Consider the following 13,990-nt stretch of genomic DNA (forward strand, 5'->3'; position numbering starts at 1 on the left):
TTGTCATGCGAATTGCAGCTTGTCAAATGGTTTCAGGAACAAATATTCAAGCCAATCTGTCCACTGCGCGGGCACTCATTGATTCGGCGGCGCAAAGCGGTGCCGAACTTGTGGTGTTGCCGGAATATTTTGCCCTGATGCCCAAATCCGATCAGGAACTTTTGGACATGGCCGAAGACTTCGGAAAGGGCCCTGTGCAACAAGCGATGAGTGAAGCGGCCAAACAAGCTCAAATCTGGCTTGTGGCCGGTACCATCCCGCTTAAAGCCGATGACGACAAACACTTTATCGACGCCTGTATTGTCTACAATCCGAACGGCGAAGTGGCCTCCCGCTACGACAAAATTCACCTCTTTCAATTTGAGCGCGGTGAGGAGCGCTATCACGAAGGACAGACGACTCAAGCCGGCAAAGAAGTGAAGTCCGTTAACATTGAAACTTGGGAAGGCGTCTGGAAGGTGGGCCTTTCGGTTTGCTTTGACTTACGTTTCCCGGAACTGTTTCGCAAGCTCGATACACCGGACATCATTACGCTACCTGCGGCCTTTACGACCTTTACGGGCCGCGCCCATTGGGATGCATTACTGAGAGCACGTGCCATTGAAAACCAATGCTATGTGCTTGCCTGCGCTCAAGGCGGCGTGCACGAAAGCGGACGTCAAACATGGGGGCACAGCATTTTGATTGATCCGTGGGGTGCCACCGTTGCCGAGCTCACCCAAGGTGAAGGCGTCTTGCTTGCCGAAGTGTATGAAAATCGGATTAAACAAGCCCGAGATATTTTGCCGGCTCTCAAAAGCCGCACACTTTAATTAATGGCGGCTGACGTAACGATTCGCCTGCAATTGCATTATTATTGTTGTTTGTAACGAGTTCTTTTTTACAGTGGCACTATAAAACCGCTGTCCTATAAGGGGTTGAAATTTTGTTTCGATTAATGACTCCCATTGTGTTGCTCACGCGTCTTTTGGTGGGTGCCTATCCCCAATGGATCGGCAGCTCTCCGTCGGACAAGCAACGCATCTATTTTGCCAATCACACGAGCCATCTCGACACAATCGTTATCTGGTCTTCTTTACCCAAAGAGATGCGCTCGCACACGCGACCGGTTGCTGCCAAAGACTATTGGGTCAAGGGAGCCATCCGACGCAGAATCGCTATTGAAGAATTAAATGTGGTGTTGGTGGATCGCCGTCGCTCCGAGCACGCCGATCCTCTTGAGCCTCTGCGCGACTGCCTGCGAGAGGGTTCGTCGATGATTATTTTCCCGGAAGGCACTCGTCGACCTCAGGCCATTCCGAGTGAATTCAAAAGCGGTATCTGGCGTTTGGCCAGAGAGTTCCCCAATGTGGAACTAATCCCGGTTTATATTGAAAACCTCTACCGCGCCATGCCTAAGGGAGCGTTGATTCCTGTGCCCACGGTCTGCTCCATCCGTTTCGGTGCCCCCCTGCCGTTTAGCCCTGACGATCCGAAGGAAGAGTTCCTCACGAGAGCCAGAGAAGCGGTGATCAAACTTTCGGAGGCGTAGCATGCGGTTAGGTATTACATTACAAGAAACGTATTCGCTCATCCTGACGGTATTGGTTTTGTTAGCCGCCTTCGGGACGAGCTATTGCCAATGGGCGATCCGTAAAACCACCTTGCCTGAACAGATCGAACGCATCCGTGTGGTCAATTCTCGCGTAAAAATGGGATGGTGGCTCATTGTCGTCTTTACGTTGGCCTTCTGGGCCGGCCAAGGCGTTTTGTTGGTCGTTTTCGCACTCGTGAGCTTTTTCACGTTCCGAGAATTTGTGGCCTTGACTCCGACCAAAGTGTCCGATCACTGGGCACTTGTTGTGTCTTTCTACATCGTCATCCCGCTGCAGTACGTGCTCATTTGGCTTGATCGATACTGGCTTTTCACCGTTTTTATTCCGGTGTACCTCTTCCTGCTGTTGCCTGTATTGATGTCTCTCAGACCTGATAACGATCGTTTTCTTGAACGCGTTGCCAAGGTTCAATGGGGTTTGATGCTGAGCGTGTACTGTATCAGCCACGCTCCGGCCTTAATGAATTTTGATATCACCCGATTCGGTTCGAGCCCGTCTTTGCTTTTGCTTTTTTACCTGCTCATCGTTTTCTTAGGCGATCTTTTTGTGGTGATGGCGAGTTCCTACTTCGGAGGCAAGACCCTCAGAGACAATCCTCATAAAACCATCAAAGGCATGATGATAGGCGGAGCCATCACCATTTTGGTGGGTTACGCCCTTTTCTGGATGACGCCTTTCAGAACATGGCAAGCTCTCGTCATGGCCGTGGTGATTGTCGTCACGGGCACTGTGGGCGATATCGTCATCGCCTCTGTGAAGCGCTCGTTGGGCAGCCGCTTTATGGACGGAGATAAATACCTTGGCCGAGGCAATCTGGAGCGCCTGGCACCCCTGATGTTCTCAGCCCCGATCTACTATCACATTACTCAGGCCTACTTCTCGGCCATTTGGTAATTTCTTCCGAGGCTCCTCGATCAGGAGCCTCTCTTTTTCTTTCCAAAACAGAATTCTTTCCTTTCCGGAACGATGTTTTTTGGCATCTTTCTCTAATACCCTCCTTAGGGGTATTAATACCTCTAAAGAGGGTTTAATTAGCAAAAATACAGCTTATTTATTGAAATATTTATACTTTTGTTAGATCTAAATCAAGTTTTGAGGGTCTTATTCAGAATTTTTTAGGCATACACTGAATCTCACCTTCTTTTATTTCGGAGATCCGATATGTACGACCCCAAATCCAAAGTCGCCACAGAATTTATCAACCACGAAGAAATTGAGGCGACGCTTGCTTTTGCCGAAGCACATAAGCATGACCGCGAATACATCAAAGCCGCCCTGCAAAAGGCCGAGGCTTTTAAAGGTCTGACTCACCGAGAAGCCGCCGTGCTGCTCGCTTGCGAAGAAAAAGATTTAAACGATGAGATTTTTGCGACGGCCAAAAAAGTCAAAGAACACATTTACGGCAACCGCATCGTGCTCTTTGCTCCGCTTTACCTTTCCAACTACTGCGTGAACACCTGTGTGTATTGTCCCTATCACGCCAAAAATAAGCACATTGTTCGTAAAAAGCTCACTCAAGAACAAATCCGACGTGAAGTCATTGCACTTCAAGATATGGGACACAAACGGCTGTTGCTTGAGGCAGGCGAACATCCGCGCCACAATCCGATTGAATACATTCTCGAGTGCATCAACACCATCTATTCGATCAAACATAAAAACGGGGCCATCCGGCGCGTCAACATCAATATTGCCGCTACCACCGTTGAAAACTACAAAAAACTTCATGAGGCGGGCATTGGAACCTATCAGCTCTTTCAGGAAACGTACCACCAGGAACAGTACAAGCTCTTGCATCCGAAAGGACCTAAGAGCGATTACGCCTACCACACAGAAGCCATGGACCGCGCCATGGAGGGCGGCATTGACGACGTGGGCCTTGGGGTCCTTTTCGGCCTGACCTTGTACCGTTACGATTTCGTCGGTCTGCTCATGCACGCCGAACACTTGGAAGCCACTTGGGGTGTGGGCCCGCACACAATCAGTGTGCCTCGTATCTGTCCGGCCGATGACGTGGATCCCGCGACCTTTACCAATGCCGTACCCGATGACTTGTTCTTAAAGATCGTGGCTCTCATTCGTTTGGCGGTACCCTATACCGGCATGATCATTTCTACCCGAGAGTCGCCTCGTGTGCGCGGCAAGTGTTTGGAAATGGGCGTTTCTCAAATCAGCGGTGGCTCTCGCACAAGTGTCGGCGGTTATGTTCTGGAAGAAGAAAAGGAAGAAAATTCCGCTCAGTTTGAAACCAGCGACCGACGCACATTGGACGAAGTGGTGAAATGGCTCTTAGACGGTGGCTACCTGCCGAGTTGGTGCACGGCCTGCTATCGTGCAGGACGCACGGGAGATCGCTTCATGTCATTGGCTAAAACGGGCGAAATTGCCACCTACTGTCAAGCCAACGCCATTATGACGCTTAAAGAATACGCCGAAGACTACGCTCGTCCCGCCACACGCGAGGCCGCGCAAAAAGTAATCGAAGCGGAAATTCCGAAGATCGTGCACGAAAAGATTCGGAAAGCCAGCGTCATTCGTTTGCAGAAAATTGAGGACGGTGAACGCGACTTCCGCTTCTAATGCCTTGAAAAACTAAATTCTCTCCCAAGATTGGGCAGCTTATTGTGGCTGCCTTTTTTTGGGAAAGAAAAAGCCGCCCGAAGGCGGGCTAAGCTTTAGCGTAAGCTGTTGCGATTCAACTCACGTTGCTGGGACAAAATCATGTGTTTGAGCAAACGGGCCAATTCCAATTGCTCATCATGATTTAAGCAGGAGGCAAACTGACGTTCGACTTCCACGTGAGAGTTGACGGCTTCCAGCGTCAAGGCTTTACCTTTTTCCGTTGCTTTCAGAATCACGCCGCGTCTGTCGCTCGTATCCGGGAAGCGTTCAAGCAGTCCCTTTTCTTCAAGCTTACGGATGCGATTGGAAAGACCACCGGAGGTAATCAAAATTTTGGTCTGCAAAATCTTGGGCGTAATCACCGTATCGGGATTGCGCGTTAACACCGCCAAAACTTCAAATTCTCCGCGAGTCAAGTCAAATCGGGCCAGGTTTTCTGCCACACGCCGCTCGACGTAATAGCTCATACGAACAAGACGCGCGACGACAGAAATCGGCTCGGTGCTCAAAGTCGGCACCTGAGCCTTCCACTCTTCTTCCAAGGAATCGACAAAGTCCTTGAGATTTCTGCTGGAATCGTCAATCACTGTTATTAAGCTCCCAAATGTTTGATCACCAGGTAGTGATAGATATCAAAGAGTTCCTGCAGACGGAATTCTTCGAATTCAAACTTCGCCTGATGGTGACCGGCCTTCAATTCAGAGCCGACGACCACATAACCGGCCTTGCCGCCCTTGCTTTGCACGCGGCGCATCAAAACCGTTGCGTCATCGCTGCCGTTGAAGTTCATTGTATCGCTAACCTTGGTGCAATACTTGGCTTGTTTGGCAGCTTCTGCGAAGTTGTTCTGAACTTCATCGTCCTTGATAAAATCGATGGCTTCACCCATCACTTCGCTTTCGACTTCGCAACCGTACATGGCTGCTGCTCCCTTAACACGGGCCTCTGCTTCATTAAACATGTAGTTATTGATGGCTTCGGTTTCGCCGCGCACTTCAACTTGCATTTCTGCCGTGGAAGCAATCACGTTGCGGCCTTCGCCTGCACGCAAGTAGCCCACATTCACACGGGTCATGCCTTGACCGTGACGAGGAATAGCCATTAAAGCAAGGCTAGCCGTAGAAGCAGCCATCAAAGCATTGCGACCCACTTCAGGTTGCATACCAGCGTGTGAAGGAGTGCCTTTAAAGCGGAAGTCTACCTTGGTCGTGCAGAGGAACTTTTCCGGAGCCGTCACAACTTCACCGCCCGGAACATCACATCCCAAGTGTCCGACATAGAGATAATCCAAGTCATCCACAATACCGCTTTGAGCCAACGGACGGCCGCCGCGAGAACCTTCTTCACCCGGTTCAAAAATCAACTTAACCGTACCGCACAATTGGTCCTTATTGGCAGCAAGCCAGGAAGCCAAACCCATCAACACAGCCTGATGGCCGTCGTGACCGCATGCGTGCATGTAGCCGGGGATTTGAGAGGCATAACCTTCTTTGGTGGGGTTATGTTCCGGATCGGTGGATTCGGTCACCGGCAATGCATCCAAGTTGCAAAGAAAACCGATTGTCGGTCCCGGACGACCCGTTTCTAAAATACCGACTACACCCGTTGCACCGTCCAAGCGTTGGAGAATCTTCGGATCGACTTTATCCTGAGCCGCAGCACGGAACTTAGCAATCTGCTGCTTCATTGCACCGCGGATATAGTCTTTGTTGATGACTTCCAAGCCACAGAGGACCTTAAAACCCAACTTTTCCAAGTGTTCGATCACACGGGCGCTGGAGACAAACTCGCACCAACCCGGTTCCGGCCAGGCGTGAATTTCACGGCGCTTGGCAATAAGCCACTCTTGAGAGATCGGTTCCAAATATGCCATGACAAAACTCCTTCAAATTAGATATAGCGAATAAACGATATAACCAAAACCGCAGCGTATCCCGCCAAAATAGGCACAGAAGTACGTTTGACCACTTCCAAAGGATTGGTGCGAACCGATGCTGCCACAATGATGATCACAGCAGCCACGGGCGAGACCGAGCGGATCAAGTTCGAGGTGCATTGCATCGGCAAGGCGACCATGATCGGATCAATACCGGCGTTTTGAGCAATCGACGGAATCAATTCAATGAAACTGTAGAAGACGGCGTTGCCGGAACCGCTGATGAAGGTGATCAAGGCAGTGATGCCGGAGAAGGCAAACATGAGGCCGGCGCTCGCGTTTTCCACACCGGAGATGGAGTTGGAGATCATATCGATCATGCCCATGGCGCGAAGACCGGCCACCATTGTCGAGGCGGCAACGATCAGTACCACGACCTGCGAGAAACCTTCACCCATTCCCTTAAAGAAGAGGTTGGCATCTTTCATGCCTTGCTTTAAACCGCCCTTGCGGATCAATTCGCAGATGAAAGCCAGTGCAAAGCAGAAAACGGTAATTTCAACCAAACCGACCTTAGCGTGCTTGAAGCAAGCCCAGAAGAAGATCACGAGAATCAAGGGCAAAACCGGGAACAACGCATAATAAGTCGGCACACCGGTGAGGTCACGGTTTTTAAGTTTGCTTTCATCGATTTCGGCGGTCACTTTACCGGCTTGACGCTTATCCATGTAACGCTGCCAGAAATAGTGAGCAAAACCCATGATAATCAAAGCAGGAATTGTAATCGGAGCATGGTGATAGAACACGTAGTCGACCACGTGCTCAAAACCCAACACGCGGGCAGCCACCACGTTGTCGCCACCGAGCGGTGTCGGAACAATCGTAGCGGTTGTGGCAATCACGCCGGCTGCGGTCAAAATGCTCATACGAGCCGCACGCAACACCGGATAGAGCGTTGCCATCAAAATCACGGCCAAAGAGGAAGCACTCGGAATAATGATGGACAAAAGTGTACCGACCCAGAAAACGAGCGGGACCAAGATGTACGGGGAATGCACTCTTTCGAGCGGTTTGCTCAAGACGCGAATCACCATGTCATTGGCGCCGATATGCGACATATAGGCCGCAAAACCGAAAAGCGTCATGATGATGAGGCCGGCGTTGGAGTACTGGCTCACGAAAAGGTCTTTAACGGCCTTAAACGGATCAACCCAGCTCAAACCGGAACTTGCCTTGGCGCTCACGGCCGGGTGGCCAAGCAAAATCGCAATGACCAACAGGATAAGACCGGTGGCAAAAAGCACAACCTTAGCATCGTAGTTTTTCGCAATAGCCCAACCGGCAATCACGAGTGCCACAACGCAAATAATTAATTCGAGCATTGATTAGCCCTCACAAGAGAAAAAATAGAAATGATTTAAAAAAGAAGAGACGCCGTCACTATACGCAACTTCACACCCTCGGGCAATAGATGAATACGCTAAAACCGGGCTTTTGAGCAAAAAACATCTTCGCCAAAAATTTCTTCCGAGCTAAAATCTTTTTACCTAGTATCTTCACGTGAAGATATTTGAGTATAATAGTCCTAAATGATCGAGTTGATATTCATGAAAACACTGACATTACCCGGTTTTATCTTAGCGGCCGTGGCTGCCATTCTTTGGGGAACGGCGGGCACAGCCCAAACCTTTATTGAAAGCCCGAGTCTCTCGCCTTTGTGGGTCGGAGCCTTGCGCATTGTGTGCGCTTGCTTTTTCTTTTATCCCGCACTGTGGTTAAGCCGCACGCCCCATTCAACGACACCCGTTTCAAATAAAAATGGTTATGGTTTAAAAGTGTTGGCTGCGGGTGTTTGCATGGCCATGTTTAATCTGCTTTTCTTTACCGGAGTGAAAACTGCCGGCGTTGCCCTGGGCTCGTGCACAATCATCGCTTCTGCCCCTGTCTGGGCCGGTATTTTGGACACGTTCATTAAGAAAAAGGCGCCCGAGAGCCTCTGGTTAATCGGAATTGCCATTGCGATTGCGGGCGGTGTTTGGATGGCTGTGAGCCAAGCAGGCAACATTGAACTGAATATGCTCGGAATGGGTATTTGCCTCCTAGCCGGTCTTTTTTACTCAGGCTACTCTATGCTTGCCAAGGAACTTGTAAGCCTCACGACTCCTCTGAGAGCCTCGGCTCACGCTTTCAGTGTGGCCGGTTGTATTGCGATTGCGGCCGCCCTGATTTTTTCCGACATCCCGCAAATCATCGCAAGCGACATGATGATCGTCATCTACTTAGGTGTGATTGTCACGGGCGTGGCTTATCTGCTTTACGGTACTGCACTTAAAACGACTCAAGTCTCCACCTGTGTGGCTCTGGGCCTTTTGGAGCCGGTCACAGCGTTTGTCCTCGCCATTACTGTCGTGCATGAAAGTGTCAATCCTTGGGCAACAGTCGGTCTTATTGCTATTCTCGTGGGTCTGGCTATTGTTTTGAAATCAGAACAAAACGGAAAAGTTGCAGCAAAGAAAGTTTCTGCCGGATCGATTCAAGCAACAGTTTCCGGCAACTAATAATCGATCTTTGTGGATTCGGCCGCCGAAAGAACTTATCTTTTAGGCGGCCTTTAACTTAAATTTCCTCTCCGATCAGCTCTCTACGATTGCGAATCCTGCGAAGCAATCGCACATAAAGCATGATGAGTCCTGCCAAAGTAATGATCCAACTGAGCGGATAAACCATCATCAGCGTTTCGTAGGTCGGTGTCAGCGGGAAAACGGTATAAACCCAAATCAGTCGCACAGAACAGACAACAACTAATGTCACCATCGCAGGCGGCATCGAATAACCGTAACCACGCATACAACCCGAGAGCGTATCCATCAGGACACAGAGCGGTTGAGGCAGCACCACCCACCAGATACGGAACATGCCCAGAGCAATCACTTCTTCGCTATGGGTGAAAATGCCCAACAATTCTCGGCTGAATATCGCAATCCAAGCCGTCATGATGATGGTAATGAGCATATTCAATCCCAATGTCACCCACATAACGTTGCGACAGCGGTCTAAGTTTCTCGCTCCATAGTTTTGACTGACAAAGGTAGTTGCTGCCAACGCAAAAGCATTGACAAAGCAGTAAACGTTCATTTCAATCGTGAAGGCGGCAACAGAGCCCGCCATGGCGGCCGGCCCCAAGCTGTTAATGGCCGATTGAATAACCAAATTGGAAAGAGAGTACACAGCCCCTTGAATACCGGCGGGCATCCCGATGCGAACGATGCTTTTTAGCGATGGGAGGTCTACTTTGAGTAATTGCGAGATTTCAAGCTTGAGCGGACCATCAATTCGTGTGAGCTTTACAAATAAAATCGCTGCAGACAGCAAATTGGCTAACACCGTCGCCAGTGCAACCCCCGCGACATCCCAATTCAAAACAAGAACTGCAAATAAATTGCCGCCGATATTAAATACGCTGGCAATCAACAGTGCCCACAACGGTGTTTGCGTATCACCCTGACTGCGAAAGACGGCTGCCAAAAAGTTATAGAGCGCAATAAAGGGCATGCCGAGCAAATAGACTCGTAAGTAAGTCAGTGCAGGCTCCTGCACTTCTTCGGGCACTTCCAACCAAACCATTGCGGAGGCTGAAAAAATTTCACCGATGATTAACGCAATGATGCCGAAGGCGATGGCTGTTAAAAATGAGGTTCTGACCGCTTCGTTGGCTTTGCGATCATTTTTCATGCCTAAAGCGCGGGCAACGACCACATTGACACCCAAGGCCAAACCCATGCAAAAGCTGATAATCAGACCGATAACCGGAACGTTATTGCCGACAGCAGCAACCGCGAGATCGGAAACAAAACGACCCAAAACAGCAACGTCAGCTGCGTTATAGAGTTGTTGCAGCATGCCGGTGAAGGCCAAGGGTAAGGCAAAGACAACGATCTTGTCCCAAAGCCTGCCTTCGAGCATATTGATTTTTCTACTAGCGCCCATAATGTACGATCTTTAACGTCTGAACAGGTCTTACTCGGGCGTTGTTGCGCCTTGTTATAAGCTAACAACGCAAACGTTATGAAATGATTGTACGCCAAAAGAATTAGTAAATTCTCCGATATTCTTACCATTAAGGCCAATCAATTAACACATTGAAATTATTGATTTTTCACCCAAAAAAAACAAAAAGGTCCGATTTTGGATCGGACCCGTCTGAGTGACATTTTGACGCTATTTTGCAACCTTGGTCAGTTCAACGTCAAAAACAAGCGTGGCATAGGGAGGAATGACTCCGGGATAGCCTCGAGAGCCGTACGCAAGATTGTACGGGATAGTGAGAATTCGCTTGCCGCCCACCTTCATTCCGGCAATCCCCTGTTCCCAACCGGGAATAACCATGCCGCGGCCCAATTCGAATTCAATCGGTTCGCCGCGAGGAATGCTGGAGTCAAAAATCGTGCCGTCGGTTAATTTTCCCGTGTAATGGACACTGACAATCATCCCGGGTCGAGCTTCTTCACCGTCACCGACTTTAACGTCTTCAATTTTCAATTGACCGGGCTCCGGAATTTTTTCAACGTCTAAAAGCTCAACTTCGAATTCAAGTGTGGCTTTCGGAGGAATCACATCACCGGCACCATAGTCACCATAACCGTATTCCGGAGCGATCACGAGTTTTCGCTTGCCGCCCACTTTCATACCGGCAAAACCTTCGTCCCAGCCGCGAATCACCTGGCCGGCTCCAAGGATGAATTCAAAGGGTTGACCACGGGTAAGGCTCGAATCAAACACGGTCCCATCAGTAAGTTTGCCTGTATAGTGAACACTGATACGCGTCCCTTTTGTTGCTTCAGCACCGTCACCGATAACGAGATCGGTAATCTGCAGAGGTTCAGTCATTGTAATTTCCTTAATGTGTTAATCATTTCAGCGCTCATCTTGCCTGAGTTAAGCGTTTAAGGCAACTTTTCCCATCGGTCGTTTCTTCTAGAGCAAAAAGCTTTCAGTAGAATAGTCTTATCCTCGCATTGGAGAATCCATCATGCTGCATTTAGCCGCTTACATTCCTGAAATGATCGAAACCCGCCGTCAATTTCACCATCATCCTGAAATCGCCTGGACGGAGTTTCTCACCACGCAAACCATTGTTAACCGCGTTCGTGATTTAGGTTTCAAAACTGTCGTCGGTAAAGCCTTATTTGATACCGAGCACGCTTTGGGCCGCGAACCCAAAGTGATTGAAGAAGCCATGCAACGATCCTTAAAGCTCGGAATGAATCCGCAGCTCTTAAAAGAATTGGAAGGTTACACGGGCTGCATGGCCATTTGGGAAACCGGTCGCCCCGGCCCCGTTACTGCTCTTCGCTTTGATATCGATTGCGTCAATGTGGAAGAAAATCACGATGCCACAAACGAAGCCAATCGTGAAGGGTTTGATAGCGAATGCTCAGGCCTCATGCACGCCTGCGGTCACGATGCCCACGCCGCGATGGGCCTTGCCGTCGCTCACTGGATTCACGACAATGCCGACACACTCAAAGGCACCATCAAACTGATTTTCCAACCGGCAGAAGAAGGAACCAAGGGTGCAGCCGGCATTGCTTATTCCAAAAACCTTGACGATGTTGACTATCTGGTCGGGGGACACATCGGGGTGGCAGCCAAACTGCACGAAGTGGCTGTGATTCGAAGCGGCTTTCTTGCGACAACCAAGATGAATGTTACGTTTACGGGCGTTCCGGCTCACGCCGGAGCCGCAGCCGAGCTCGGCCGCAATGCATTGATGGCTGCGTGTTCTGCTGCCATGCAAATCATGGGTATTGCCCGCCACGGTCAGGGCGATACGAGTGTCAATATCGGTACGATCAGTGCCGGTGAAGGCCGAAACGTTGTACCGGTTCACGCCAAGATGGAATTGGAAGTTCGAGGCAAAAATAACGAAATCAACCGTTATATGCAGGAAACGGCTGAACGCATGATCAAGGGCTCGGCAGAAAGTTACGGTGTGCAGTACAAAATTGACATCATGGGTATGGCAACCGACATTCATTCTGACGAGGATCTCTCTGACATTCTTGAAGCCGAAGCAAAAGAAGTGCCCACCGTACAGAAAGTGTTTGATATCACCTCATGCACCGGCAGTGAAGACTGCTCGCTTTTAATGCAAACCGTTCAGAAACACGGCGGCAAAGCAACGTTCTTCTATTACGGTTGCAACCACCACGGTCATCATAAGGGTAATTTTGAAATCCAGGATACGGAAAGTATGCCCGAGGGTTTTGAAATTTTTGTCCGTATGCTGCAGCGCCTAAACAGCAATTGAGTCGCTTTAGGAGCTGAGTTAATTGAGCAGTGCCCCGTTCGGTAGACAACTGACCGGCGGGGTATTTTTTGGATTAACCGGCCAGCAAAGACAATTAAGGGACGGATCCAAAAGAAATTGGGTTATCTAACACCGAGTGAATATCGACAGCAAATAACCCAAAATCAGTAACTGTAACTGGTCGACTTTATGGGGCAGGGTTTATTCAAATGCGGTGGATGTAAGACGGCAATCCGAAAAGGATTGCTATATATCAAATAATAAGCTTAAAACAGTTGAATAATAAGATCTTAATGTGATACGATTTAAATATGTCGTTTGTATCATATCATTTTCGGATCTATCCAAGCAGCTCTCAGCGTCGATCTCTGGTTGACCACTTCGGTTGCACCCGTTGGGTTTTCAACCGTTACCTCTCTGAGACTGATTGTTGTTACAAACAAACCGGTAAAACCATGCGATGCAATGATTTCATTGTCCGTTTGGTCAAATTGAAAGAAGAATACCCATGGCTCAAGGATGTCAATTCACAATCGCTTCAAATGGCAGCCCGCAACGCTGACCGGGCTTTTGTGAATTTCTTCGAAAAACGAGCTGGGCGTCCTAAATTTAAAAGTAAACACTCCGGCAGACAATCTTTTCAATGCCCTCAACATTGCAAAGTTCAATTTCCTGATCTTGGAACAAAAGGTCATATTGTTTTACCAAAAATCGGGCCGATTAAAGCCATCTTACATAGACGCTTTAACGGTACGGTTAAAACCGTTACGGTTGTCAGGGAAGCCTCAGGCAAGTACTACGCCAGTGTTCTGGTTGATAATGCTCAACCTGAAGTTGCACCGGATACGGTTGATTTTGAACGTACGGCAGGCATTGATGCCGGCATTAAAACGGCATTTACGGTTGTGAGTCAGAGTGGAACAGAAAAAATCGATAATCCGACGTTTTTAAACAAGCATTCGGAGCAATTGAAAAAACAGCAAAAGCGATTGGCTCGATGCCTGCGTATCGTCAACGTTAAGGTAAACGACAAAGGAGAAAAAGTTAAGGAAGTCACCGTCTCAAAACGCTATGAGAAGGTGAGAAAAGAGTTAGCCTGTACTCATGAGAGAATTCGCCATTGCCGTAAAAACTGGATCGATCAAATCACTTATCGGTTAGTCAACGATAGCCAAGTGACAAGCTATGTGATTGAAGATCTGAATTTGCGAGGGATGGTAAAAAATCACCATCTGGCACGTGCCGTATCCGATGTTGGGATCGGAAATTTTAACCGAACGCTTCAATACAAGTTAAAAGCGGTCGGAAAGAACCTGATCGTGGCGGGTCGGTGGTACCCGTCCAGTAAACGGTGTCCGGAGTGCGGGACTAAGAAAGAGAGTTTGACATTGAAGGAACGTGAGTGGCGCTGTGCGAAATGCGGTCACGAGCATGACCGGGATGAGGCTGCCGCGCAAAACTTGCGTCATTGGGTAAAGCTCTCAGAATCAGACAAACACCGATACGGCCGGAACGGCCGTGCGCTGGAAAAGGAAGCGATTCCTTTTTGAAGAGTTCCCCCGAGGAGAAACCCGTCGGTGCGGGTTC

At 49.2% G+C, this 13,990-nt stretch carries 12 protein-coding genes and 1 pseudogene; 7 read left to right on the forward strand and 6 right to left on the reverse strand.

The genetic code is table 11. The features are described 5' to 3' along the window. Window positions 1-5 precede the first annotated feature (5 nt). The 4 genes from H5985_RS08180 (at window position 6) to hydG (ending at window position 4,175) form a co-directional block, all read left to right on the forward strand. Entirely contained in the window at window positions 6-812 is an 807-nt protein-coding gene (locus H5985_RS08180; protein WP_205050826.1) for a carbon-nitrogen hydrolase family protein, read from the forward strand. A 125-nt stretch (window positions 813-937) separates the two neighbouring features. Further along, entirely contained in the window at window positions 938-1,531 is a 594-nt protein-coding gene (locus H5985_RS08185; protein ID WP_205050836.1) for a lysophospholipid acyltransferase family protein, read from the forward strand. A gap of 1 nt (window position 1,532) precedes the next feature. Continuing rightward, a complete protein-coding gene (locus H5985_RS08190) occupies window positions 1,533-2,489 on the forward strand; it encodes a phosphatidate cytidylyltransferase (RefSeq protein WP_205050827.1) in 957 nt (318 codons plus the stop codon). Window positions 2,490-2,756: 267 nt separating this feature from the next. Then, on the forward strand, window positions 2,757-4,175 hold the full coding sequence (hydG, locus tag H5985_RS08195; RefSeq protein ID WP_205050828.1) for a [FeFe] hydrogenase H-cluster radical SAM maturase HydG: 1,419 nt from the start codon (window positions 2,757-2,759) through the stop codon (window positions 4,173-4,175). A gap of 95 nt (window positions 4,176-4,270) precedes the next feature. Here hydG and H5985_RS08200 read toward each other — a convergent pair whose 3' ends face one another. Genes H5985_RS08200 through dcuC form a run of 3 tightly spaced genes read right to left on the reverse strand, consistent with a single transcriptional unit; the run spans window position 4,271 to window position 7,475 of the window. Beyond that, window positions 4,271-4,804, reverse strand: coding sequence for a MarR family transcriptional regulator (locus H5985_RS08200; protein ID WP_205050829.1), 534 nt, complete (start codon window positions 4,802-4,804; stop codon window positions 4,271-4,273). A gap of 5 nt (window positions 4,805-4,809) precedes the next feature. Continuing rightward, on the reverse strand, window positions 4,810-6,090 hold the full coding sequence (locus H5985_RS08205; RefSeq protein WP_205050830.1) for an amidohydrolase: 1,281 nt from the start codon (window positions 6,088-6,090) through the stop codon (window positions 4,810-4,812). 17 nt (window positions 6,091-6,107) lie between these two features. Next, a complete protein-coding gene (gene dcuC, locus H5985_RS08210) occupies window positions 6,108-7,475 on the reverse strand; it encodes a C4-dicarboxylate transporter DcuC (protein WP_205050831.1) in 1,368 nt (455 codons plus the stop codon). Between the two features lie 225 nt (window positions 7,476-7,700). Between dcuC and H5985_RS08215 the strand changes: the two genes are divergently transcribed. After that, on the forward strand, window positions 7,701-8,651 hold the full coding sequence (locus H5985_RS08215; RefSeq protein ID WP_205050832.1) for a DMT family transporter: 951 nt from the start codon (window positions 7,701-7,703) through the stop codon (window positions 8,649-8,651). A gap of 58 nt (window positions 8,652-8,709) precedes the next feature. Here the strand turns inward: H5985_RS08215 and H5985_RS08220 are convergent, their stop codons facing one another. From H5985_RS08220 to H5985_RS09475, 3 genes and pseudogenes are all read right to left on the reverse strand, one after another. Continuing rightward, window positions 8,710-10,080 carry an MATE family efflux transporter gene (locus H5985_RS08220; protein ID WP_239481728.1) on the reverse strand — a complete coding sequence of 457 codons (1,371 nt, stop codon included), beginning with the start codon at window positions 10,078-10,080 and terminating at the stop codon, window positions 8,710-8,712. Between the two features lie 231 nt (window positions 10,081-10,311). Next, window positions 10,312-10,650 carry an FKBP-type peptidyl-prolyl cis-trans isomerase gene (locus H5985_RS09470; protein ID WP_338124966.1) on the reverse strand — a complete coding sequence of 113 codons (339 nt, stop codon included), beginning with the start codon at window positions 10,648-10,650 and terminating at the stop codon, window positions 10,312-10,314. Window positions 10,651-10,656: 6 nt separating this feature from the next. Further along, window positions 10,657-10,980: pseudogene (locus H5985_RS09475) on the reverse strand (FKBP-type peptidyl-prolyl cis-trans isomerase); the annotation flags it as partial. A 142-nt stretch (window positions 10,981-11,122) separates the two neighbouring features. On the opposite strand from H5985_RS09475, the gene H5985_RS08230 reads away from it, so the two are divergent. Next, window positions 11,123-12,403: an amidohydrolase gene (locus tag H5985_RS08230; protein ID WP_239481730.1), complete on the forward strand. Its 1,281-nt coding sequence runs from the start codon at window positions 11,123-11,125 to the stop codon at window positions 12,401-12,403. Window positions 12,404-12,714: 311 nt separating this feature from the next. Next, window positions 12,715-13,953, forward strand: coding sequence for an RNA-guided endonuclease InsQ/TnpB family protein (locus tag H5985_RS08235; protein WP_205050834.1), 1,239 nt, complete (start codon window positions 12,715-12,717; stop codon window positions 13,951-13,953). Window positions 13,954-13,990: the final 37 nt, after the last annotated feature.

This window comes from Parasutterella secunda, assembly GCF_016901835.1.
Lineage (GTDB): Bacteria > Pseudomonadota > Gammaproteobacteria > Burkholderiales > Burkholderiaceae_F > Aphodousia > Aphodousia faecavium.